15 protein-coding genes are annotated in these 22,982 nt (G+C 72.6%); 8 read left to right on the top strand and 7 right to left on the bottom strand.

The features are described from left to right. Positions 1 to 40 precede the first annotated feature (40 nt). From AMK24_RS08555 to AMK24_RS08545, 3 genes are all read left to right on the top strand, one after another. The gene (locus tag AMK24_RS08555) at positions 41 to 784 is read left to right on the top strand and encodes a ComF family protein (RefSeq protein ID WP_073766638.1); all 744 of its coding nucleotides are present in this window, start codon (positions 41 to 43) and stop codon (positions 782 to 784) included. A 325-nt stretch (positions 785 to 1,109) separates the two neighbouring features. Then, a complete protein-coding gene (hpf, locus tag AMK24_RS08550; RefSeq protein WP_030594812.1) occupies positions 1,110 to 1,799 on the top strand; it encodes a ribosome hibernation-promoting factor, HPF/YfiA family in 690 nt (229 codons plus the stop codon). A 184-nt stretch (positions 1,800 to 1,983) separates the two neighbouring features. Beyond that, positions 1,984 to 2,739 (top strand): response regulator, encoded by a 756-nt coding sequence (locus AMK24_RS08545; protein WP_073766636.1) that lies wholly within the window; start codon positions 1,984 to 1,986, stop codon positions 2,737 to 2,739. A 19-nt stretch (positions 2,740 to 2,758) separates the two neighbouring features. On the opposite strand, the gene AMK24_RS08540 is transcribed toward AMK24_RS08545, so the two are convergent. Together AMK24_RS08540 and AMK24_RS08535 are read right to left on the bottom strand one after the other, a co-directional pair. Further along, the gene (locus AMK24_RS08540) at positions 2,759 to 3,946 is read right to left on the bottom strand and encodes a winged helix-turn-helix domain-containing protein (protein WP_073766634.1); all 1,188 of its coding nucleotides are present in this window, start codon (positions 3,944 to 3,946) and stop codon (positions 2,759 to 2,761) included. A gap of 63 nt (positions 3,947 to 4,009) precedes the next feature. Continuing rightward, entirely contained in the window at positions 4,010 to 4,597 is a 588-nt protein-coding gene (locus tag AMK24_RS08535; RefSeq protein WP_073766633.1) for a GNAT family N-acetyltransferase, read from the bottom strand. A 240-nt stretch (positions 4,598 to 4,837) separates the two neighbouring features. On the opposite strand from AMK24_RS08535, the gene secA reads away from it, so the two are divergent. Beyond that, positions 4,838 to 7,645, top strand: a complete 2,808-nt coding sequence (gene secA, locus AMK24_RS08530; RefSeq protein WP_073766631.1) for a preprotein translocase subunit SecA — start codon at positions 4,838 to 4,840, stop codon at positions 7,643 to 7,645. A 65-nt stretch (positions 7,646 to 7,710) separates the two neighbouring features. On the opposite strand, the gene AMK24_RS08525 is transcribed toward secA, so the two are convergent. Continuing rightward, on the bottom strand, positions 7,711 to 8,157 hold the full coding sequence (locus AMK24_RS08525) for an Rv3235 family protein (protein WP_073766629.1): 447 nt from the start codon (positions 8,155 to 8,157) through the stop codon (positions 7,711 to 7,713). A 275-nt stretch (positions 8,158 to 8,432) separates the two neighbouring features. Between AMK24_RS08525 and AMK24_RS08520 the strand changes: the two genes are divergently transcribed. The 3 genes from AMK24_RS08520 (at position 8,433) to AMK24_RS08510 (ending at position 15,020) form a co-directional block, all read left to right on the top strand. After that, positions 8,433 to 8,939 carry a DUF6912 family protein gene (locus AMK24_RS08520; protein WP_073766627.1) on the top strand — a complete coding sequence of 169 codons (507 nt, stop codon included), beginning with the start codon at positions 8,433 to 8,435 and terminating at the stop codon, positions 8,937 to 8,939. A 38-nt stretch (positions 8,940 to 8,977) separates the two neighbouring features. Then, positions 8,978 to 9,655, top strand: coding sequence for an HAD family hydrolase (locus tag AMK24_RS08515; protein WP_073766625.1), 678 nt, complete (start codon positions 8,978 to 8,980; stop codon positions 9,653 to 9,655). A gap of 388 nt (positions 9,656 to 10,043) precedes the next feature. Next, positions 10,044 to 15,020, top strand: a complete 4,977-nt coding sequence (locus tag AMK24_RS08510; protein ID WP_073766623.1) for an NAD-glutamate dehydrogenase — start codon at positions 10,044 to 10,046, stop codon at positions 15,018 to 15,020. Between the two features lie 174 nt (positions 15,021 to 15,194). Here the strand turns inward: AMK24_RS08510 and AMK24_RS08505 are convergent, their stop codons facing one another. Together AMK24_RS08505 and AMK24_RS08500 are read right to left on the bottom strand one after the other, a co-directional pair. Then, a complete protein-coding gene (locus AMK24_RS08505; RefSeq protein WP_073766621.1) occupies positions 15,195 to 15,986 on the bottom strand; it encodes an ABC transporter ATP-binding protein in 792 nt (263 codons plus the stop codon). Next, positions 15,979 to 16,929 carry an ABC transporter permease gene (locus tag AMK24_RS08500; RefSeq protein ID WP_073766619.1) on the bottom strand — a complete coding sequence of 317 codons (951 nt, stop codon included), beginning with the start codon at positions 16,927 to 16,929 and terminating at the stop codon, positions 15,979 to 15,981. Before AMK24_RS08500 ends, AMK24_RS08505 begins: the two co-directional genes overlap by 8 nt. 239 nt (positions 16,930 to 17,168) lie before the next feature. Here AMK24_RS08500 and AMK24_RS08495 point away from each other — a divergent pair, with 239 nt between their 5' ends. After that, positions 17,169 to 17,801 carry a TetR/AcrR family transcriptional regulator gene (locus AMK24_RS08495; protein WP_199876389.1) on the top strand — a complete coding sequence of 211 codons (633 nt, stop codon included), beginning with the start codon at positions 17,169 to 17,171 and terminating at the stop codon, positions 17,799 to 17,801. 160 nt (positions 17,802 to 17,961) lie between these two features. Here the strand turns inward: AMK24_RS08495 and AMK24_RS08490 are convergent, their stop codons facing one another. Both AMK24_RS08490 and AMK24_RS08485 read right to left on the bottom strand, forming a co-directional pair. After that, entirely contained in the window at positions 17,962 to 19,185 is a 1,224-nt protein-coding gene (locus AMK24_RS08490) for a hypothetical protein (RefSeq protein ID WP_073766617.1), read from the bottom strand. Positions 19,186 to 19,320: 135 nt separating this feature from the next. Then, positions 19,321 to 22,965, bottom strand: a complete 3,645-nt coding sequence (locus AMK24_RS08485; protein ID WP_073766615.1) for a CDP-glycerol glycerophosphotransferase family protein — start codon at positions 22,963 to 22,965, stop codon at positions 19,321 to 19,323. Positions 22,966 to 22,982 lie beyond the last annotated feature (17 nt).

Raw genomic sequence — 22,982 nt, 5'->3', positions numbered from 1 at the left:
AGGGGTGGACCGGCCCCGGCGTGCCCGGCACAGTGGGGCCATGCTGCACGGGTGGCGGGAGCTGTCCGGTCTGCTCCTGCCGGTGTCCTGCGCCGGCTGCGGCAGGCCGCGTACCGAGCTGTGCCCGGCCTGCGCGACCTCGCTGCACGGCGGTGCGGCCCGCCCCGTCCGGCCCTCGCCCCGGCCCCCGGGTCTTCCCGCGGTCTTCGCGGCGGCCCCGTACGAGAACGCCGTACGCGCGGTTCTGCTGGCCCACAAGGAGCGAGGGGCACTCGGGCTCGCGGGCGCACTCGGACGGGCTCTGGCCGGGGGCGTACGGGCCGGAGCGGGGCGTTCCCGCGGTGCGGGGCCCCTGCTGCTGGTCCCGGTCCCCTCCGCGCGTTCCTCGACCGCCGCGCGCGGCCATGACCCCGTGCGACGGATCGCCGCCGCGGCCGCGCGGGACCTGCGGCACCGCGGCCTGCCCGCCCAGGTGCTTCCGCTGTTGCGGCACCGGCGCCCGGTCGCCGACCAGGCGGGCCTCCGGGCGTGGCAGCGGCGGGTGAATATGGCCGGGGCGCTGGAGCTCACGGCCGGGGGCCGGAGGCTCCTGCGGCACGGCCCGTTCCACCACGGCCGGGTGATCCTGGTCGACGATCTGTTGACGACGGGATCGACGCTGGCGGAGGCGGCACGGGCCCTCGGGGAGGCGGGCGCCGGGCTCCGGTCTCCCTCCGCGCGCGCAGCGTGCGGGGCGGCCGTCGTGGCGGCCTCTCCGTCCGCCTTCGAAATAAACCGGAACTGACCGGGAACCTGCGACGTTGCAGGTAAAGAGAGGGCAATGCCCCCTGAACGGAGGTACGTGCCGGTAGCGGGTGCCGAGACCCGGCTGTGCAGGCTATGTTCGGAGGTGAGGAACGGTGAATGCCGAACCTCGATGAATGCACCAAGAGGTTTCGGGCAGGTAACTCACCGTAGGAGCAGCGCACGAGTCGGTGGGATCAACACCCCTCCGGCGGGGCAGGAGGAGGCGAAAGCCACCGAGTCCGAGGCCCTGGTGATCTCCGGGGCCTGGTGCAAAAGGGAGATGCTCCGCCGTTGAGCGGGGCGATCCGGGAACGGAGTTCTGCGTGGACATCGTCGTCAAGGGCCGCAAGACCGAGGTGCCCGAGCGGTTCCGCAAGCACGTGGCCGAGAAGCTGAAGCTGGACAAGATCCAGAAGTTCGACGGCAAGGTGATCAGCCTCGACGTCGAGGTGTCCAAGGAGCCGAATCCCCGTCAGGCCGACCGTTCCGACCGGGTGGAGATCACGCTTCGCTCGCGGGGGCCGGTCATCCGGGCGGAGGCGGCGGCGGGCGACCCTTACGCAGCGCTCGATCTGGCCACCGGAAAGCTGGAGGCCCGGCTGCGCAAGCAGCACGACAAGCGCTACAGCCGCCGTGGCAACGGCCGTCTGTCGGCTGCCGAGGTCGGGGACGTGGTCCCCGGCGTCGCTTCGTTCGACGAGGACGGGGAGCTGGTCGGCGACCAGTCGTCGGCGCCCGTCCCCACCACGAAGATCGGCTCGCTCGAAGTGCAGGGCGAAGGGCCGCTCGTGATGCGCGAGAAGACCCACACCGCCGCACCCATGTCGCTCGACCAGGCGCTCTACGAGATGGAACTGGTCGGTCACGACTTCTACTTGTTCGTCGACTCCGAGACCAAGGAGCCCAGCGTCGTCTACCGGCGACACGCTTACGACTACGGCGTCATCCACCTGAGGACCGACCCGCTCGCCGCGGACGAGGCCGGCGGCGCGGGCGGAGCGCTCGGCGGCTGAGCCCGGATGTCCGGGGGCGCTCCCGCGGCGTTTTCACGCCACCGGGGGCGCCCCCGCGCGGGCGCATCGCCACCGTGCCGGGGGCGGGGCATGGAATCATGGCCGCCCGAGCCAATCGGTGTTCCGCGAACTGCCGTTGGCGAACGACCGACACTTCAGGCCGTGGCCTTCAGGGGGAGGAACGATGGCGGACACCTTCGGGCCCGTGCGCGGCGCGAACGGCTCCGACGCCGACGCCGGCGCGTATGCCGGAGCGGACGTGGAGGGCGCCTCGCGCAAGGAACCCATCAGGGTCCTGGTGGTCGACGACCACGCCCTCTTCCGCAGGGGGCTGGAGATCGTCCTCGCACAGGAGGAGGACATCCAGGTCGTCGGAGAGGCCGGGGACGGCTCCGAGGCGGTCGACAAGGCGGCCGATCTGCTGCCCGACATCGTTCTGATGGATGTGCGGATGCCCAAGCGCGGCGGCATCGAGGCCTGCACCGCCATCAAGGAGGTGGCCCCCAGCGCGAAGATCATCATGTTGACGATCAGCGACGAGGAGGCCGACCTCTACGAGGCGATCAAGGCCGGTGCGACCGGGTACCTCCTCAAGGAGATCTCCACCGACGAGGTGGCCACCGCTATTCGCGCGGTCGCCGACGGGCAGTCGCAGATCAGCCCTTCCATGGCCTCCAAGTTGCTCACCGAGTTCAAATCGATGATCCAGCGCACCGACGAACGGCGGCTGGTCCCGGCGCCCCGGCTCACCGAGCGCGAGCTGGAAGTGCTGAAACTCGTGGCGACCGGTATGAACAACCGGGATATCGCCAAGGAGTTGTTCATTTCCGAGAACACGGTGAAGAACCACGTCCGCAATATCCTGGAGAAACTCCAGCTGCACTCCCGCATGGAAGCCGTGGTCTATGCCATGCGCGAGAAGATCCTGGAGATCAGGTAGGGGCGGCGCCGACTGCCGGTCAGCGGGAGGCGCGTCGGAGCGCGTGGCCGATCTCCGTCCTGAGCGGCTCGCGCAGCTCCGGGGCGTCCACCCGGTCGACCCGGATGTCCGTGCAGCCCACCCAGGCCGCCGCCTCCACCAGCGCCTCGGCCATCGGAGCCACCGCCTTCGGGCCCGCCAGGGACGCCTGCTTGGCGACCAGCGTGGCGCCCTCGCGCGCCGGGTCGACCCGGCCCTGAAGCTTCCCGCCCGCCAGCAGCGGCATCGCGAAGTACCCGTGGATCCGCTTCTGCTTGGGCACGTACGCCTCCAGCCGGTGGGTGAATCCGAACATCCGCTCCGTACGCGCCCGTTCCCAGATCAGGGAGTCGAACGGGGAGAGCAGCGTCGTGCGGTGGCGTCCGCGCACCTCCCCGGCCAGCGCCTCCGGGGCCGCCCAGGCCGGCTTGGCCCAGCCCTCCACCGTGACCGGGACCAGCCCCGACTTCGCCACCACCGCGTCGAACTCCTCGCCCTTCAACCGGTGGTAGTCCGCGATGTCGCTCCGGGTGCCCACGCCTAGGGCCGTGCCCGCCAGGGCGACCAGCCGCCGCCGGCACTCGGCGTCGCTCAGGTCGTCGTGGAGCAGGGCGTCCGGAATGGCCCGCTCCGCCAGGTCGTAGACCCGCTTCCAGCCGCGCCGCTCGGTGCAGACCACCTCGCCGTACATCAGGGCCCGCTCGACGGCGACCTTGGACGCCGACCAGTCCCACCACTCGCCGCCGTTCTTGGCGCCGCCCAGCTCGGTCGCCGTCAGCGGGCCCTCGTCGCGCAGCTGCTTGATCACCGTGTCGTACACGCCGTCGGGCAGATCATGGCCCCAGTGCGGACGGGAGCGGTAGGCGCGGCGGCGGAACGCGAAGTGCGGCCACTCCTCGACGGGGAGGACGCACGCGGCGTGCGACCAGTACTCGAAGGTGCGGCCGCCCGACCAGTAGGCGTCCTCCACCGCCCGGCGGCCCACCGCGCCGAGCCGGGCGTACGGGACCAGCTCGTGCGAGCGGGCCAGCACCGAGATCGTGTCCAGCTGGACCGCGCCGAGGCGGCGCAGCACCCCCGGCACCCCCGCCCGGCGGTCCGGGGCCCCGAGGAGCCCCTGGGCGCGCAGCGCGATGCGGCGGGCCTGGTCGGCGGAGAGTTCGACTGCGGGAGGAGGCACAGGCGTCATACGTCGAACCCTAGACGCCGCCACTGACAGCGCGGCCCCGGATTCCGCCCGGGATTCCCGGCGTCACGGGGCCCCGGCCCGCGACCCGGGGAGGTACGGATGCGTGCCGGCCAGCCCCAGGTCGGACGGGAGCAGGGCCGCCGTCCAGGCGTCGCGCCGTACACCCTTGTTGAGCAGCCCGGACCGCTGCTCGCCCTCCAACTGGAACCCTGCCCGCAGGGCGACGGCCCGCGAGGCCGTGTTGCCGACCTCGGCCCGCCACTCCAGCCGCTCCGCGCCGAGCGAGGCGAAGGCCCAGCGGGCGGAGGCGAGCACCGCCTCGGTGACGTGGCCGCGGCCGCGGTGCTCCTTGGCGGACCAGTAGCCCACCTCGTACGTCCCCGGCCGGCTGCGGCGGTCGAGGCCGAGTGCGCCGACGAGCGCCCCCGTCTCCCGCAGGACCAGGGCGAAACCGTAGGAGGAGTCGTCCCGCCAGCCCGCCGGGGCGAGCTGTGTGGTGAACAGTTCCGCGTCCGTGAGGCGGTAGGGGGAGGGGATCACCGTCCAGCGCTGGATGTCCGGGTCCTGGCAGGCGGCGTGCACCCGGAAGGTGTCCTGCGGACCGAAGGGCCGCAGGAGCAGGCGTTCCGTGGTGAGGGTGATCGGCTCCATGGTCCGATTCTCGTGAGCCCGCTCCCTCGGCGCGAGCACTTTCGGGGCTCCCCGGCACCTTCCGCGCGCCCGGACCGTTGTCCTACGAGGGGGTGGCGAGGTCCACGCGGCAGCAGCCCTCCCGACGCGGTGGTGTCCTCGCTTACGATGGCCGTTGCGGTGGGGCCCACCTGCCGTGCCCGCGCCAGTGTCCATCACACGACCCAGTGCCAGGCCCGACCGGCAAGGAGACCAGCCTCAGTGTCCGTCTTCAACAAGCTCATGCGTGCAGGCGAAGGCAAGATCCTGCGCAAACTGCACCGCATCGCGGACCAGGTCAGCTCCATCGAAGAGGACTTCGTCAACCTCTCCGACGCCGAGCTGCGGGCGCTCACCGACGAGTACAAGGAACGGTACGCGGACGGCGAGAGCCTGGACGACCTGCTTCCCGAAGCGTTCGCCACGGTCCGCGAGGCCGCCAAGCGCGTTCTCGGACAGCGCCACTACGACGTACAGATGATGGGCGGAGCCGCCCTGCACCTCGGCTACGTGGCCGAGATGAAGACCGGTGAGGGCAAGACCCTCGTCGGCACCCTGCCCGCGTATCTGAACGCGCTCTCCGGCAAGGGCGTGCACCTGATCACGGTCAACGACTACCTCGCCGAGCGCGACTCCGAGCTCATGGGCCGGGTCCACAAGTTCCTGGGCCTGACCGTCGGCTGCATCGTCGCCAACATGACCCCGGCCCAGCGCCGCGAGCAGTACGCCTGCGACATCACCTACGGCACGAACAACGAGTTCGGCTTCGACTACCTCCGCGACAACATGGCGTGGTCCAAGGACGAGCTCGTCCAGCGCGGCCACAACTTCGCCGTGGTCGACGAGGTCGACTCGATCCTCGTCGACGAGGCCCGTACGCCGCTGATCATCTCCGGCCCGGCCGACCAGGCCACCAAGTGGTACGGCGACTTCGCCAAGCTGGTCACGCGGCTCACCAAGGGTGAGGCGGGCAACCAGCTCAAGGGCATCGAAGAGACCGGCGACTACGAGGTCGACGAGAAGAAGCGGACCGTGGCCATCCACGAGGCCGGCGTCGCCAAGGTCGAGGACTGGCTCGGCATCGACAACCTCTACGAGTCGGTCAACACCCCGCTCGTCGGCTATCTGAACAACGCCATCAAGGCGAAGGAACTGTTCAAGAAGGACAAGGACTACGTCGTCATCGACGGCGAAGTCATGATCGTCGACGAGCACACCGGTCGTATCCTCGCCGGCCGCCGCTACAACGAGGGCATGCACCAGGCGATCGAGGCGAAGGAAGGGGTGGACATCAAGGACGAGAACCAGACGCTCGCCACGATCACCCTGCAGAACTTCTTCCGCCTCTACGACAAGCTCTCCGGCATGACCGGTACGGCGATGACCGAGGCCGCCGAGTTCCACCAGATCTACAAGCTCGGCGTGGTGCCGATCCCGACGAACCGGCCGATGGTCCGCGTCGACCAGTCGGACCTGATCTACCGCACCGAGGTCGCCAAGTTCGCCGCGGTCGTCGACGACATCGCCGAGAAGCACGAGAAGGGCCAGCCGATCCTGGTCGGCACCACCTCGGTCGAGAAGTCCGAGTACCTTTCGCAGCAGCTCTCCAAGCGCGGCGTCCAGCACGAGGTCCTCAACGCCAAGCAGCACGACCGGGAGGCGACGATCGTCGCCCAGGCGGGCCGCAAGGGCGCCGTCACCGTCGCGACGAACATGGCCGGCCGAGGCACCGACATCAAGCTCGGCGGCAACCCCGACGACCTCGCCGAGGCGGAGCTGCGCCAGCGCGGCCTCGACCCGGTGGAGAATGTCGAGGAGTGGGCGGCGGCGCTGCCCGCGGCGTTGGAGGCGGCCGAGGCGGCCGTGAAGGCCGAGTTCGAAGAGGTGAAGAACCTCGGCGGGCTCTACGTGCTCGGCACCGAGCGCCACGAGTCGCGCCGTATCGACAACCAGCTGCGCGGCCGTTCCGGCCGTCAGGGCGACCCGGGGGAGTCCCGCTTCTACCTGTCGCTGGGCGACGACCTGATGCGCCTGTTCAAGGCCCAGATGGTCGAGCGCGTCATGTCGATGGCGAACGTCCCGGACGACGTCCCGATCGAGAACAAGATGGTCACCCGCGCCATCGCCTCCGCCCAGTCGCAGGTCGAGCAGCAGAACTTCGAGACGCGTAAGAACGTCCTGAAGTACGACGAGGTGCTCAACCGGCAGCGCGAGGTCATCTACGGCGAGCGCCGCCGCGTCCTGGAGGGCGAGGACCTCCAGGACCAGATCCGGCACTTCATGGACGACACGATCGACGACTACATCCGGCAGGAGACCGCCGAGGGCTTCGCCGAGGAGTGGGACCTGGACCGGCTGTGGGGCGCCTTCAAGCAGCTCTACCCGGTGAAGGTCACCGTCGAGGAGCTGGAGGAGGCGGCCGGCGACCTGGCGGGCGTCACCGCCGACTTCATCGCCGAGTCGATCAAGAACGACATCCACGAGCAGTACGAGGAGCGCGAGAAGACCCTCGGCTCCGACATCATGCGTGAGCTGGAGCGACGCGTCGTCCTCTCGGTGCTCGACCGCAAGTGGCGCGAGCACCTCTACGAGATGGACTACCTCCAGGAGGGCATCGGCCTGCGGGCCATGGCCCAGAAGGACCCGCTGGTCGAGTACCAGCGCGAGGGCTTCGACATGTTCAACGCCATGATGGAGGGCATCAAGGAGGAGTCCGTCGGCTACCTGTTCAACCTGGAGGTCCAGGTCGAGCAGCAGGTCGAGGAGGTTCCGGTGCAGGACGGCGCCGAGCGTCCCTCGCTGGAGAAGGAGACCGCCCCGCAGATCCGCGCCAAGGGCCTGGAGGCCCCGCAGCGGCCGGACCGGCTCCACTTCTCCGCCCCCACCGTGGACGGCGAGGGCGGTGTCGTCGAGGGCGACTTCGCCAACGACGAGGCCGCCGGCGCCACCCGCTCCGTCGACGGCATGACGCGTGCGGAGCGCCGCAAGGCGCAGAAGAGCGGTGGCGGCGGCCGCCGCCGCAAGAAGTAGCGGCACCGCCGCCCCGGCGGGGGCCGGACACCTCCGGGTGTCCGGCCCCCGCCGCGTTCCCCGCCTCACCGCGGCCCCGGAGCGGCGGCGGTGAGGCGCTCGCCGCCCAGCTCCACGGCGGCGCAGCGCCAGCGACGGTCGGGGCCCTGCTCCAGACGGAAGGCCATCGCCCGGACCCGGTCGCCCGCGGCGATGCTGGCGAACGCCTCGACCACGCCGATGGCGGGCTGCGCCCCGCGGCAGTGGCGCAGGACGGGGCGGCTGCCCCGGACGGCTCCCAGCGGGGTGCTGGGAGCCAGTTCGGCAAGCTGGTCGTACGCCTCGCCGATGGTGTGGCCGAGCATCCAGTGCACCGGGCGCTGGCCGCTGAGGACCGCGAGCAGACGCTCGGCGAACCACTGGTGCGGCCGCTGTGGCCGGTGGGGCAGCCGCCCTCGGGACCGCTGCGGAGGTACCGACCGGGGACCGCGCTGGTCGCGTCGGCCGGCGGGCCTCGTCCTGTCCGTGCTCATGATCGATCGCCCCCGTTGACCGGGCCCGGCGGTACCGGGCGGTAACTTGTGTTGGGGATCTTCTACGGGTGCGGTCGTCAGCCCCGCAACCGGCCTCCGGTCGCCGAACGGGTACGGGTGGATTCACCTATCCGTGGCGAGCCCCTTGTGCGACAAGGGCGACGGCGGGGGTGACGGGACGGCGGCCGTTAACGGACGCCCCCGGTTGCCGAAACCCGAAAGGGGACGGCCCCCACGTATCCTGAGGACGTCTTCCCCTACGAAAGCGGCCTGGCATGCGCGTGTACGTCCCCCTGACCCTCTCCGGTCTCGCAGCGGCGCACGGTGCGGGCGAGGTCGGCCCCGGCCCGCTGACCGCCTACGCGGTGACCCCCGGGCTGCGCGAGTGGTACGTCTCCGACGACATCGAGGAGCTGGAGTACGCGGCGCTCAACCGGGCCGCCGCCGCCTCGCTCCGGATGATCGCCGGTGACCCCGGGGAGGCGCGCCGCCGGGTCGTCGTCGCCGTGGACGTACCGGAGGGAGCCGCCGTCGCCGACCCCGACCAGGGTCTGAGCGCGGCGTCGCTCGGAGAGGTGCGGATCGCCGCCCCGCTGCCGCTGGCCAAGGCGGCGGCGGTGCACGTGGACGCCGACGAGGCGGAGGAGGACGTGGCCGCCGCGGCGGCCGCCCTGGGCGCGGCCGACCTCGGTGACGACGACGCGCGGTTCACCGTGGACGGGGCCGAGGACCACGAGCTGCTCTGGTTCGGCGTCCAGGAGATCCCGCAGCTCATCGGCTGAGGACCGGGACTGTCGGACCCGCCCGGTAGATTCTGCGCATGACTTCCGGAACGACACGCACCCATCTGGTCTGGGACTGGAACGGCACGCTGCTCGACGACACGCACGCCGTCATCCGGGCGACGAACGCCGCGTTCGCGGAGGTCGGGCTGGCGCCGATCACGCTGGAGCAGTACCGGGAGATGTACACCATCCCCATACCCCGCTTCTACGAGCGGTTCCTGGGCCGGCTGCCCACCGAGGCCGAGTGGGAGCGGATGGACGGCGTCTTCCACGGGTACTACGCGGAGCAGCGGGCGGCCTGCGGACTCACCGCCGGGGCGGAGGAGCTGCTGCACCAGTGGCAGCGGGCCGGGCGCAGCCAGTCGCTGCTGAGCATGTACGGGCACGAGCAGCTGGTGCCGGTGGTGCGGGGGTACGGGATCGAACCGCGGTTCCTCCGCGTCGAGGGGCGCACGGGACCGTCCGGCGGGAGCAAGGCGCTCCACATGGAACGGCACTTCGAGGCGCTGGCCGGGGCGGACGGGGTCCTCCCGGAGAACTCGGTGGTCATCGGGGACGCGCTGGACGACGCCGTCGCGGCGGCGCACGTGGGGGCCCGGGCGGTGCTGTACACCGGGGGATCGCACAGCCGGAACAGCCTGGAGGGCGCGGGGGCGCCGGTGGTGGACAGCCTGGCGGAGGCGGTGGCGCTGGCGGAGACGTTCGCCGCGTAGGGGCGTTCGGCGGGGAGTGGCGGGTCGACGGCGGGGAACGAGGACCGGTGGAGGGCGTCGCGCACTGTCCGGAGTGTCAAAGTTCGGGGGGTTCTTTTGTACACAAGCAGCTCATGACGTGACGGGCCCCGAGGGCGATAGCCTGGTGCCGTGATCAGCGCGATACGCCTCGGGGGCAGCGAAGCCCCCGCCTGCCGCCCGGAGTGCCACAGCACCCGGGCGATCCGCGATCTCCCGACCCCGGTCCCCCTGCCGACCACGGCCCGTACGGTCCGGGGTATCTCTCGAAGCGGCACAACGTCGACCCAGACCGGAAACCCCGCGTCGTGGCGGTACACCGCTTTTCTCACCTACGTCACGCAACGGCGCGCGACAGGAGCCAGAGGACATGCAGACCAAGCTGGACGAAGCCAAGGCCGAGCTGCTCGAAGGGGCCGCCAAGGTAGCTGAAAACGGTCCGGGCGGTGGTGTCGACGGGCCGGGAGGCGCCCCCCGGGCGAGGACCGCCGGGGCCGATGAGAGCGCCTCCACCGGCGAGGAGACCGTGCTCGCCTACCTCCAGCGTTACTACCTGCACACGGCTCCGGAGGACCTCGGCGGCCGTGACCCGGTCGACGTCTTCGGCGCCGCCGCCTCGCACTACCGGTTGGCGGAGAACCGTCCGCAGGGCACCGCCAACGTCCGGGTGCACACCCCGACCGTCGAGGAGAACGGCTGGACCTGCAGCCACTCCGTCGTCGAGGTCGTCACCGACGACATGCCCTTCCTGGTGGACTCCGTCACCAACGAGCTGTCCCGGCAGGGGCGCGGCATCCACGTCGTGATCCACCCGCAGGTCACCGTCCGCCGCGACGTCGCCGGCCGGCTCATCGAGATCCTTTCCGGCGGCCCCGGCGCCCCGAAGCCCGGGGCGAAGGCGGAGCTGCCGCACGACGCGCTCGTCGAGTCCTGGATCCACGTCGAGATCGACCGCGAGACCGACCGCGCGGACCTCCAGCAGATCACCTCGGACCTGCGCCGCGTCCTGTCCGACGTGCGCGAGGCCGTCGAGGACTGGCAGAAGATGCGCGAGGCCGCCCTCCGGATCGCCGACGACCTGCCCGGCGAACCGCTCGACGACCTCGCCGACGAGGAGGTCGAGGAGGCCCGCGAGCTGCTGCGCTGGCTGGCCGCCGACCACTTCACCTTCCTCGGCTACCGCGAGTACGAGCTGAAGGACAGCGACGCCCTGGCCGCCGTGCCCGGCACCGGGCTCGGCATCCTGCGCTCCGACCCGCACCACAGCGAGGACGAGGCCCACCCCGTCAGCCCGTCCTTCGACCGGCTGCCCGCCGACGCCCGCGCCAAGGCCCGTGAGCACAAGCTCCTCGTCCTGACGAAGGCCAACAGCCGGGCCACCGTGCACCGCCCCAGCTACCTCGACTACGTCGGCGTGAAGAAGTTCGACGCCAAGGGCAACGTGGTCGGCGAGCGCCGCTTCCTCGGGCTGTTCTCCTCCGCCGCCTACACCGAGTCCGTGCGCCGGGTGCCCGTCATCCGCCGCAAGGTCGCCGAGGTCGTCGAGGGCGCCGGCTTCTCGTACAACAGCCACGACGGCCGCGACCTGCTCCAGATCCTGGAGACCTACCCGCGCGACGAGCTGTTCCAGACGCCCGTCGACCAGCTCCGCTCCGTGGTGACCTCCGTCCTCTACCTCCAGGAGCGTCGCCGGCTGCGGCTCTACCTGCGCCAGGACGAGTACGGGCGCTACTACTCCGCGATCGTCTACCTCCCGCGCGACCGTTACACCACCGGCGTGCGCCTGCGGCTGATCGACATCCTCAAGGAGGAGCTCGGCGGCACCAGCGTCGACTTCACCGCCTGGAACACCGAGTCGATCCTCTCCCGCCTGCACTTCGTCGTCCGCGTCCCGGTCGGCACCGAGCTGCCGCACCTGACCGACGCCGACGCCGACCGCATCGAGGCCCGCCTCGTGGAGGCCGCCCGCTCCTGGGCCGACGGCTTCCAGGAGGCGCTCACCGCCGAGTTGGGCGAGGAGCGCGGCGCGGAGCTCCAGCGCCAGTACGGCCACTCCTTCCCCGAGGGTTACAAGGCCGACCACTCGCCGCGCGCCGCCGTCGCCGACCTGGTCCACCTGGAAACCCTCAAGGAGGGCGAGAAGGACTTCGCCCTCAGCCTGTACGAGCCGGTCGGCGCGGGCCCCGGCGAGCGCCGCTTCAAGATCTACCGGACCGGTGAGCAGGTCTCCCTCTCCGCCGTCCTGCCGGCGCTCCAGCAGCTCGGCGTCGAGGTCGTCGACGAGCGTCCGTACGAGCTGCGCTGCGCCGACCGCACGCACGCCTGGATCTACGACTTCGGGCTGCGGATGCCGGTGGCCGAGGGCAATGGCGGCCACCTCGCCGACGACGCCCGCACCCGCTTCCAGGAGGCGTTCGCCGCCGTCTGGAAGGGCGAGGCGGAGAACGACGGCTTCAACGCGCTGGTCCTGGGGGCCGGGCTCTCCTGGCGGCAGGCCATGGTGCTGCGCGCGTACGCCAAGTACCTGCGGCAGGCCGGTTCGACGTTCAGCCAGGACTACATGGAGTCCACGCTCCGCAACAACGTCCACACCACCCGCCTGCTCGTCTCGCTCTTCGAGGCCCGCATGTCGCCCGGCCGCCAGAGCGCCGGAACCGAGCTGACCGACGGGCTCCTGGAGGAGTTGGACGGGGCCCTGGACCAGGTCGCCTCGCTCGACGAGGACCGCATCCTGCGCTCCTTCCTCACCGTCATCAAGGCCACCCTGCGCACCAACTTCTTCCAGAGGACGGACGAGGGCACGCCCCACTCGTACGTCTCGATGAAGTTCGACCCGCAGGCCATCCCGGATCTGCCCGCGCCCCGCCCGGCGTTCGAGATCTGGGTCTACTCGCCGCGGGTGGAAGGCGTCCACCTGCGCTTCGGCAAGGTCGCGCGCGGCGGTCTGCGCTGGTCGGACCGGCGCGAGGACTTCCGCACGGAGATCCTCGGGCTGGTCAAGGCGCAGATGGTGAAGAACACCGTCATCGTGCCCGTCGGCGCCAAGGGCGGCTTCGTCGCCAAGCAGCTCCCGGACCCGTCCGTGGACCGGGACGCCTGGCTCGCCGAGGGCATCGCCGCGTACCGCACGTTCATCTCGGCGCTGCTGGACATCACCGACAACATGGTGGCCGGCGAGGTCGTGCCGCCCGCCGACGTCGTCCGGCACGACGAGGACGACACCTACCTCGTCGTCGCCGCCGACAAGGGCACCGCGAGCTTCTCCGACATCGCCAACGAGGTCGCCGTCGCCTACGGCTTCTGGCTCGGGGACGCGTTCGCCTCCGGCGGCTCGGCCGGCTACGACCACAAGGGCATGGGCATCACCGCCCGGGGCGCCTGGGAGTCGGTCAAGCGGCACTTCCGGGAGCTGGGCCACGACACCCAGACCGAGGACTTCACCGTGGTGGGCGTCGGCGACATGTCCGGCGACGTCTTCGGCAACGGCATGCTGCTCTCCGAGCACATCCGCCTGGTCGCCGCCTTCGACCACCGGCACATCTTCCTCGACCCGAACCCGGACGCCGCCACGTCCTACGCCGAGCGGCGCCGCCTGTTCGACCTGCCGCGCAGCTCCTGGGCCGACTACGACAAGGGCCTGCTCTCGGCGGGCGGCGGCGTCCACCCGCGCAGCGCCAAGTCGATCCCGCTCAACCCGCACGTCCGCGAGGCGCTCGGCATCGACGCGTCGGTGAGCAAGATGACGCCCGCCGACCTGATGCAGGCCATCCTCAAGGCCCCCGTGGACCTGGTGTGGAACGGCGGCATCGGCACGTACGTCAAGGCCGTCTCCGAGTCGAACGCCGACGTCGGGGACAAGGCCAACGACGCGATCCGCGTCAACGGCGAGGACCTGCGGGCCAAGGTCGTCGGCGAGGGCGGCAACCTCGGCGCGACCCAGCTCGGACGGATCGAGTTCGCGCGCAGCGGCGGCCGGATCAACACCGACGCGATCGACAACAGCGCCGGTGTGGACACCTCCGACCACGAGGTGAACATCAAGATCCTGCTCAACGGCCTGGTCCGCGACGGCGACATGACCGTCAAGCAGCGCAACAAGCTGCTCGCGGAGATGACCGACGAGGTCGGCGCGCTCGTCCTGCGCAACAACTACGCGCAGAACGTCGCGCTCTCCAACGCCTCCGCCCAGGCCCCGTCCCTGCTCCACGCCCAGCAGCGCTTCATGCGCCGCCTGGAGCGCGACGGCGCGCTCGACCGGGCCCTGGAGTTCCTGCCCGCCGACCGGCACATCCGGGAGCTGCTGAACAACGGGAAGGGGCTCACCCAGCCCGAGTTGGCCGTCCTGATCGCCTACACGAAGATCACGGCGGCGGACGAGCTGATCTCCACCGTGCTGCCGGACGACCCGCACCTGCAGAAGCTGGTCCACGCCTACTTCCCCAGCCAGCTGCGCGAGCGGTTCCCCGAGGCGGTCGACGGGCACGCGCTGCGCCGGGAGATCATCACGACGGTCCTGGTCAACGACACGGTGAACACCGCCGGTTCGACGTTCCTGCACCGGCTGCGGGAGGAGACCGGGGCGTCGATCGAGGAGATCGTGCGGGCCCAGTTCACCGCCCGTGAGATCTTCGGCCTCTCCCAGGTGTGGGACGCCGTCGAGGCGCTCGACAACAAGGTCGCCGCCGACGTCCAGACCCGGATCCGGCTGCACTCGCGGCGGCTGGTCGAGCGCGGTTCACGCTGGCTGCTGGGCAACCGGCCGCAGCCCGTCGCCATCGCGGAGACCATCGGGAGCTTCCGGGACGGCGTGGCGCGGGTCTGGGACGAGCTGCCCAAGCTGCTCAAGGGCGCGGACCTGGACTGGTACCACTCGATCCTGGAGGAGCTGACGGCCGCGGGCGTGCCGGACGAGCTGGCCGTGCGGGTCGCCGGGTTCTCCTCGGCCTTCCCGGCGCTGGACATCGTGGCCATCGCCGACCGCACGGGCAAGGAGCCGCTGGAGGTCGCCGAGGTCTACTACGACCTCGCGGACCGGCTGCGGATCACCCAGCTCATGGACCGGATCATCGAGCTGCCCCGGGACGACCGCTGGCAGTCGATGGCCCGGGCCTCCATCCGCGAGGACCTGTACGCGGCGCACGCGGCGCTCACCTCGGACGTGCTCAGCGTGGGCAACGGCTCGTCCACGCCGGAGGAGCGGTTCCGGGCGTGGGAGGAGAAGAACGCGGCGATCCTGGCCCGCTCGCGGGCGACGCTGGAGGAGATCCAGGGGTCGGACGCGTTCGACCTGGCGAACCTGTCGGTGGCGATGCGGACGATGCGGACGCTCCTGCGCACGCACGCGTAAGCCCCGGTACGTCCGAGGGGCCGGCACCCGACGGGGTGCCGGCCCCTCGGCGTGGGCCCTCGCCCTCATGTGCCGGGCGGACGGAGGAAGCCGCTCCCGGCCGCCGGGCGGACCGAACGGGCGCCCCGGCCGCCGGGGCCCCGGATGCGGCCGGGCCGGGACCGGGGCCGGGGGTTACTTGCGCTTCGTGAAGGCCTCGTACGCCTTCACCACGTCCTTGGCCGGGCCGTCCATCCTCAGAGTGCCCGCCTCCAGCCACAGGGCCCGGTCACAGGTCTCGGTGATCGACTTGTTGCTGTGGCTGACGAGGAACACCGTGCCCGCCTCGGCGCGCAGCTCCTGGATGCGGTCCTTGCTGCGGCGCTGGAACTTCGCGTCGCCCGTGGACAGCGCCTCGTCGATCAGGAGCACGTCGTGGCTCTTGGCCGCCGCGATGGAGAAGCGGAGCCGCGCGCCCATGCCCGAGGAGTACGTGCGCATCGGCAGGGTGATGAAGTCGCCCTTCTCGTTGATGCCGGAGAAGTCGACGATGGCGTCGTAGCGTTCGCGGATCTGCGCGCGCGTCATGCCCATCGCGAGCCCGCCCAGCACCACGTTGCGCTCGCCGGTCAGGTCGCCCATCAGCGCCGCGTTCACGCCGAGCAGCGACGGCTGACCCTGGGTGTGGACCCTGCCCCGGCTCGGCGGGAGCAGGCCCGCGATCGCCTTGAGCAGCGTCGACTTGCCGGAGCCGTTGGAGCCGATCAGGCCGATGGCCTCACCCTTGTACGCGGCGAAGCTCACCCCCTTCACGGCGTGCACCTCGCGTGCGCCGGGGGTACGGCGGCGCGAGGTGAGCCGGCTGAGCGCCGAGGTCGCGCTACCCCTGCCCGTACGCGCGCCGTTGACCGTGTAGGTGATGTGGACGTCGTCGACGACGACGGTCGGAACCCGCGGGTCCTCGGGGATGTCCTCGGCGTCAGCCACGTCCGTACGTCTCCTCGGCCTTCCAGAAGTACACGAATCCCGCCACGCCGCACAGCAGCGCCCAGCCGGCCGCCGCCGCCCAGGCGAAGGGCGGCAGCTGCTCCCAGGAGTAACTGTCGATGAGCGCGTACCGCACGAGGTTGATGAAGAGCGCCGCCGGGTTGTACTCCAGCACCACCAGCACCGCGCGTGGCACCCGGTCGCCCGCCAGCAGGTGGTCCAGGCTCCACATGACGCCCGACGCGTACATCCAGGTCCGCAGCACGAATGGGGTCAGCTGGGCGATGTCCGGGGTTCGCGCGGTCAGCCGGGCCATGGCCATCGACAAGCCGGTGTTGAACAGCGCCTGGAGCGCCAGTGCCGGGACGGCGAGCAGCCAGGCCGGGCGCGGGTACTGGCCGAACACCAGCAGGATCAGGGCCAGCGCGCCCAGCGAGAACAGCAGTTGCTGGAGCTGCTGGAGCGCCAGCGCCACCGGCAGCGAGGCGCGCGGGAAGTGCAGGGCCCGCACCAGGCCGATGTTGCCGCTGACGGCCCGGGTGCCGGCGGTGATGGAGCTGCTGGTGAAGGTCCAGATGAAGACCCCGGTGACCAGGAACGGGACGAAGTCCTCCACCCCGCGCCGGGTGTCCATGAGGACGCCGAAGATGAAGTAGTAGACCGCGGCGTTCAGCAGCGGCGTCATGATCTGCCAGATCTGGCCGAGTTTCGCCTGGCTGTACTGGGCCGTCAGTTTGGCCGTCGCGAAGGCCGTGATGAAGTGCCGCCGCCCCCACAGCTGCCGGACGTAGGCGGGCAGGGAGGGCCGGGCCCCGCTGACCGTCAGGCCGTGCCGGGCGGCCAGGGCCGCCAGCTCGCCGGGGGCGTAGGTGGGAGGGGACTGGTCGAAGGCGCTCGCCGGAGACGGCGCCGAGGACGGTGGGGCTGCTGTCTGGCTCACCACGAACGATCGCTTTCGATGGAAGCGGGAGGGGAGGGGGAGGGGAGGGGGGAGGGGGACGCGGGAAGAGGGGCGGGGGAGTCGGGAATCGGGCGGAGAGGGGGAGGGGTGGAGCAGGGGGAACGACACGGTCCCGTGGGGACGCCCCCGTAGGGACGGGACCGTATCGTCGTAACGCCGAGGGTAGGACGCTTCTACGTCGCAACGCAACCGTTTCGTCGCGGCGGACTATCATGCGGGCCATGACCACCGAACGGGGAACCCGTCGCCGAGCCCCCGCGGGCGCCGCCGTCCTGCGGGAGGACGTGACGGACGCCATCCGTGCCGCCGTCTTCGAGGAACTCGCCGCCGTGGGGTTCGCCCGGATGTCCATCGAGGGCATCGCCCGGCGCGCGGGGGTCGGCAAGACCGCCGTGTACCGCCGCTGGAAGTCCAAGCTGGCGCTCGTCCTCGACCTGGTCGCGGCCGTCGCCGCCCAGGGGATGCCCGCCCCCGCCACCGGTTCGCTGTACGGGGACGTGCGCGCCGTCCTCGAACTGGCCGCCTACGCCCTGCGCCACCCCGTCGCCTCGCAGGTCATCCCGGACCTGCTGGTGGAGGCGGCCCGCAACCCGGAGATCTCCGAGGCGATCAAGGCCGCCCTCCTGGACCAGCAGCAGGGCGTCGCCGCCGTGGTGGTCCGGGAGGCGGTGGCCCGCGGCGAACTACCGCGGGGGAGCGATCCGGACCGGGCGCTCGACCTCATCGTCGGCCCGCTGTACTGGCGGCTCGTCGTCGTGCGCGGCGAGCTGCCGCAGGGGTACCTGGACGACCTGGCCGCATCGGCGGTCGCCGCCCTCAAGCACCCCGGCCACGAGCCGACGGAGACCCCCTAAGGGCTGTCCCGCGATTCCCGGCGGGCGCGCGACGACGGCTACGGCGCCTCGCCGCGTTGTCGGAACATCCCCGTACGTCCGGTATGCGGATGCCCCTCCGCCTTGCGGTGCACCGCGTCCGACGCCGCGCGCCGATCCACCGGGAATCGCGGGACAGCCCTCAGCCCGCCGGCACCCGGGCCAGCACCTCGCCCGTGCGCGGGCTGAACGCGAGCACCGTCGCGTTCTCGGGCAGCCGCTGCTCACGGGTGAGCAGCAGCCACCGCACCCCGTACCGGCCAGTGATCCCGTCCCGCCGGGCCTGCGGGGTCGCCGTGTCGAGGTAGGCGGCCACCGCCCGGCTCCGCTCCCGCCGCTCCGCGGCCGCCAGGCCCGCGTCCGGCAGCGCGTCGGCCAGGACGTACGCCCCGTGCCCGGCCAGCGCGTACATCGCCGGGCGGCTGTCCGTCAGGACCACCTCGCCCGGGGGCACGTACGCCGTCGCCCAGGTGTACGGCTCCCCGGCCGCCCGGACCCCCTCCATCGCCGGAGGCCGCGTGGTCCTGCCCTCGGGTGGAGTGCGCGGGGCGGTGAGCCCGTTGTAGTACGGCCACGCCGCCGCCACGGCCACCGCGCACACCGCGGCGGACGCCCACCGCCACACGACCGGCCTGATCCGGGTCCGCGTCCGCACCGCGATCAGGGCGAGGCAGCCGATGGCCGCGCCGATCGCCGTGGGCGGATGGACCAGCAGGACGAGCCCGAGCAGCACGCCGATCCCGGCCGCCTCGAACCACGTGGGCGTCCGGCCGGGCCTCGGTGCGCCCGGGCGCGGGGACCGGACGGCCACGCGACCGGTCCACGCCCACAGGTGCAGGGTCACCGCCACCGCGAACGTGCTCGGCGCGCTCCAGCGGGCCGGGTCCGCCCAGTGGACCAGGGCCAGCGGCGCCAGCACGAGGACCGGCGCCCAGCGGTTCGGGGTCAGCAGCCGGGTGAGCCGTCCGATCCCGGTGAGCAGGAGCAGCAGGTTCGCCGAGGCGGCCAGCGCGACGACGGACGGCCCGGAGAACCCGGTCGCGCGGGCCGTCAGCCCCTGGAGCAGCGCGTACGGGGAGTAGTGCGCGCTCGCGACGGCGGGCAGGTCCGTCATCGGGAACGCCGGGTGCAGCAGGCTCGTCCGCAGCCGCTCGACGATCGCCGCCTGGAGCCCGGCCTCGCAGCACAGCGGGGCCCGCCAGGCCGCCGCGGACAGCACCGCCCACAGCAGGCCGCCCAGCACGAGGTACGGCGAGGGGAGCCACAGGGGCGGCCCGGCGGCCTTGCCGGTCCCGCCGCCCTCGGTCGCGACGGGCGGGAGATCGGGGGCGGAGGACGGGGCGGAGGCAGCGGAGAAGAGGGGCACACCCCATGGGTTCCGTGCGACGCGCCCGCTCTCCCCGCAGCCACCCGTCCGAGGGATTCCGCGCCGCGGATCGCCGGGGCGGCGTCCGGGCCGGTGCGACGGGCTCGCGGGCGGGAGCCCGCAGCCGCGGGCGCGCTACGCCGGGTCCGCCAGCAGCCGGTCCGCGACCCGGGCCGCCGCGCCGCCGTCGTCCAGGTCGCAGAAGTCGCGGCGGAAGCTCGCGTAGGCGTCCGCGTGCCGCGCCGCCACCGCCCGGATACCGCGCAGCGCCTGCGCCACCTCGTCCGTCGTGACCAGCAGCGGCCCCGGCGCACGGGTCTCGAAGTCCAGGCAGAAACCGCGCACGGTGTCGCGGTAGTGCTCCAGGTCGTACGCGTGGAAGAGCATCGGCCGGCCCGTCAGAGCGAAGTCGAACATCAGCCCCGCGTAGTCCGTCACCAGGACGTCGGCGACCAGGAGCAGGGCCGCCGCCCCCGGGTGTCCGGACACGTCGAGCACGCCGGGACCGTCCTGGAGCCCGCCGGTGACCAGGGGGTGGCGGCGGACCAGCACCGTGTGGCCGGGGCCGAGCGCGCGGGCCAGCGCGTGCGGGTCGAGCGCCGGATCCCAGCGGTACGGGCCGGGGGCCGTGCGGTCCGGGGAGGCGGACGGGGGGTGGGCCAGGTGGTCGCGGTAGGTCGGGGCGTACAGCACGACGCGGTGGCCCTCCGGCACCCCGAGCCCGCGCCGGACCTCCTCCGCGGCCTTGTCCCGGTCGGGCGGGAACAGCACGTCGTTGGCGGGCGACCCGGCCTCCAGCACCTCGCCCCCGTACCGGAGCGACCGGCGCAGCCACGGGGTCGCGAAACGGCTCGGGGAGATCAGGACCGACCACTGGGCCGACCGCTGCGGCAGGGTGGCGAGGTACTGGTGATCGGCGTAAAGGGTGTCCGCCAGGCCGACGCCGAACCGGCCGAGCGGGGTGCCGTGCCAGGTCTGGACGACCGTCTGCCCGGGACGCCGTTCGAACCACGCGGGCAGCTGCCCGTCCGTGACGATCCGGCGGGCGCGGGCCAGCGCCTCGTACCAGTCGGCGCTGTGCACGGGGACGGCCCGCGCGCCGGGCGGCACGGGGGTGGTGCGGCCGGGGGCGGCGCCGGTGGTCCACAGGTGCTCGACCTCCGTGCCCCGGCGCACCAGCTCGGCGTGCACGGCGCGCGGGGAGTCGCCGCCCGCGTAGAGGACGGCGTCCCGGAGCTGAGGCCTCCCCGGCGCACGCCGGGCGGGGAGGCGCGGGGCGGGCGTGCGCCGGTCGGGGTGGTGCGCGGCGCGCAGGAGCCGCCTGCCGTACGCGCTCCGCCCGGCGGCGGCCGAGGGCCCGGGTTCCGCGACGACGGTCAGCCGGTCTCCGTGCCGCCGCTCCGGGCGCAGCGCGGTCCCGCTCCCGGCGCCGGGCCACGGCGCGGCGAGCGGGCCGAGGACGCGTACGGGGAGACCGTCCAGGCGGACCTCCCAGCGGCCCTCGGCGAGGGGTGGCGCGATCAGGGCGGAGAACCGGCGGCGACGGCCGCCCGGGGCCGGGGCCGGGTGCCGGAGGCCGTCCGGACCCGGACCGTCCACGGCCTCCGTGACCACGGCGGGCTCCGCGTCCGCGCCGGCCTCCGTGTCCACGGCGGCCTCCGTGACCCTCACCTCCTCGTGCAGCGTCTCGTGGCGCAGGACGAGGCGGCTGCCGGGCGCGACCGCCGCCCCCGGCGTGCACCTTCCCGTCCCGTGCGCCCCCGGCGCGTACGTCCCCGAGATGCGCAGGCCCCCCTCCCGGGTGAGCTCCACGCGGTCCGCGTACGGGTGGCCCGCCGGGTCCAGCACCAGGTCGCCCGCGGCGTCCGCGTGCGCGGGCGGCGGCAGGTGCGGGGCGGCGGGCAGCGGGACGCGCTCGCCGTCCGGCAGCAGCAACCGGGCCCGCCACCGCGTCCCGCCCTCCTCCTCGACCTCGCGGGGGGCGCGGCGCGGAGCGGGCGGGACGGCGGCCAGCTCGGCCAGCGGCACGCGCACGGTGAACGCGACCCCGCCCGCTCCCTCGCCGCCGTCCTCACCCCCCGCACCGCCACCGGCATCCGCCGCGTACTCCACGGGGCAGGAACGCTCCTCGTCGCCCCCCTCGCCCTCCCCGGCCAGCAGCAGCGCCGTCGGCCTCACCCCGTCGAACAGCCGGCCCCTGATCTCCAGGGCCTCCCCCGCCGCCCCGACCGCCCGGTGGGAGTCCGCCCGGGCCCGCAGAGGGGACACGGTCAGCCGGAGCCGGCCGCCCCGGTAGTCGAGCACCGCCCGTCGTCCGTCGCCCAGGTCGTGTGCCGACGGCTGGTCCGCACCCGCGTCCCGGGCGCGGACCGCGACCCGGCGTACCGCCCCGGGGGCCGCGAGGACCAGCCCCACCAGCCAGCCGCCCTCCGCCGTCGCGGGCAGCCGGCCCGGGTCGAGGACCATCTCGAAGCCCGCGTGGTCGTAACCGTGCAGCTCCTGGCCGGAGTCGACCGTCGCCTCGGGCGCCTCCACGGTCCGCACCGGCACCGTCCGCACCCGGGAGCCCCGCTCCGCCCGGACCACGCCCACCGTCAGCCGCCGGTGCGCCGAACCGGCGGGAAGGTTGCGCAGATAGGCGTACCCGCGCAGCCGCAGCTTCCCGTCCGCGTCCCACCGCGCCTCCAGGAGCCGCGCCACGGCAGGGATGTCCGTGCGGGCGAGCCGGGCGCTCGCGCCGCGCACGCCGGGGTACACCGCCCGTCGTCGGCCCGGCGGCCCTTCGACGGCGAACACGCCTGCCCCGTTGGCCCGTTCGAAGACCAGCAGGTCCAGCAGCTCCTCCATGCGCCGCTCCCGCACCAGCGACCACTTGACGCGCAGCTCCACCGGCAGCCCCTCCAGCACCCTCTCGCCCGCCCGGTCGACGAAGGCTCCCGCGCCCTCCAGGAACGCCGCCCGGTAGGCCGCGCCCCCCATCGGCAGGCCGTCCAGGAAGTACCCGAAGTCGTCCCGCAGGCAGGACGCGTCGTAGGCCCGCCGGTGTGCCGCGTCCCGACGGCCGAGGAACGCGCTGACCTGCTCGCACGCGGCGATCCGGTCCCGTACGCCCGTGACGTCCGTGCGCCGCCGGGTGATCGAGCCCTCCCGCACCCGCCAGTAGTAGACGTGCTCGTGCAGGACGTCGACGGCCCCGGCGAGGTAGTGCGCGGGGATCATCACCGGGGTGTCCTCGTACAGCCTGTCCTCGGGGAAGGCGAAGGCGTGCGCGTCCCAGAAGGAGCGGCGGAACACCTTGTTCCACGCCACCCGGTCGGCCAGCAGGCGCGGATCCCGGGTGATGTGGGTACGCGGCCGGGGGCCGGTCAGCCAGCGGTACTGCCACGCCTGCTGCCGCCCCCGCCCGGTCAGCCGCCACACGTTGCCGGTCGCCAGGTCGGAGCCGGTCGACTCCAGCGAGGCCGTCATCCGCTCGTACGCGTCGTGCACGACGACGTCGTCGCTGTCCGCGAACGCCAGGTACGGAACGGTGGGAGTGGTGTGCCGTACGCCGGTGTTGCGGGCCGCGCTCAGCCCCGCGTTCTCCTGCCGCACCAGCCGGAAGCGGTCGTCCCGGGCGGCGAACTCCGCCGCGATCCGGCCGCTGGCGTCCGTCGAGCCGTCGTCGACCATGATCACCTCGATCGCTTCGAGGGTCTGGTCCGCCACCGACCGCAGGCAGTCCTGGAGGTAGCCCTCCACGTTGTGGACGGGGACGACGACGCTGAGGAGTGGCTTCATGTCCTGGTCAACACGGG

It is taken from the genome of Streptomyces sp. CB02366 (assembly GCF_001905905.1).
Lineage (GTDB): Bacteria > Actinomycetota > Actinomycetes > Streptomycetales > Streptomycetaceae > Streptomyces.
This window is presented reverse-complemented; position numbering and strand designations above follow the sequence as displayed.

What these genes read in the sequence shown, in the direction of transcription:
- AMK24_RS08555 (WP_073766638.1), top strand. Translation starts at nt 41, where the DNA reads ATGCTGCACGGGTGGCGGGAGCTGTCCGGTCTGCTCCTGCCGGTGTCC.
- AMK24_RS08545 (WP_073766636.1), top strand. Translation starts at nt 1,984, where the DNA reads ATGGCGGACACCTTCGGGCCCGTGCGCGGCGCGAACGGCTCCGACGCC.
- AMK24_RS08540 (WP_073766634.1), bottom strand. Translation starts at nt 3,946, where the DNA reads ATGACGCCTGTGCCTCCTCCCGCAGTCGAACTCTCCGCCGACCAGGCC.
- AMK24_RS08535 (WP_073766633.1), bottom strand. Translation starts at nt 4,597, where the DNA reads ATGGAGCCGATCACCCTCACCACGGAACGCCTGCTCCTGCGGCCCTTC.
- AMK24_RS08525 (WP_073766629.1), bottom strand. Translation starts at nt 8,157, where the DNA reads ATGAGCACGGACAGGACGAGGCCCGCCGGCCGACGCGACCAGCGCGGT.
- AMK24_RS08520 (WP_073766627.1), top strand. Translation starts at nt 8,433, where the DNA reads ATGCGCGTGTACGTCCCCCTGACCCTCTCCGGTCTCGCAGCGGCGCAC.
- AMK24_RS08515 (WP_073766625.1), top strand. Translation starts at nt 8,978, where the DNA reads ATGACTTCCGGAACGACACGCACCCATCTGGTCTGGGACTGGAACGGC.
- AMK24_RS08510 (WP_073766623.1), top strand. Translation starts at nt 10,044, where the DNA reads ATGCAGACCAAGCTGGACGAAGCCAAGGCCGAGCTGCTCGAAGGGGCC.
- AMK24_RS08495 (WP_199876389.1), top strand. Translation starts at nt 17,169, where the DNA reads ATGACCACCGAACGGGGAACCCGTCGCCGAGCCCCCGCGGGCGCCGCC.
- AMK24_RS08485 (WP_073766615.1), bottom strand. Translation starts at nt 22,965, where the DNA reads ATGAAGCCACTCCTCAGCGTCGTCGTCCCCGTCCACAACGTGGAGGGC.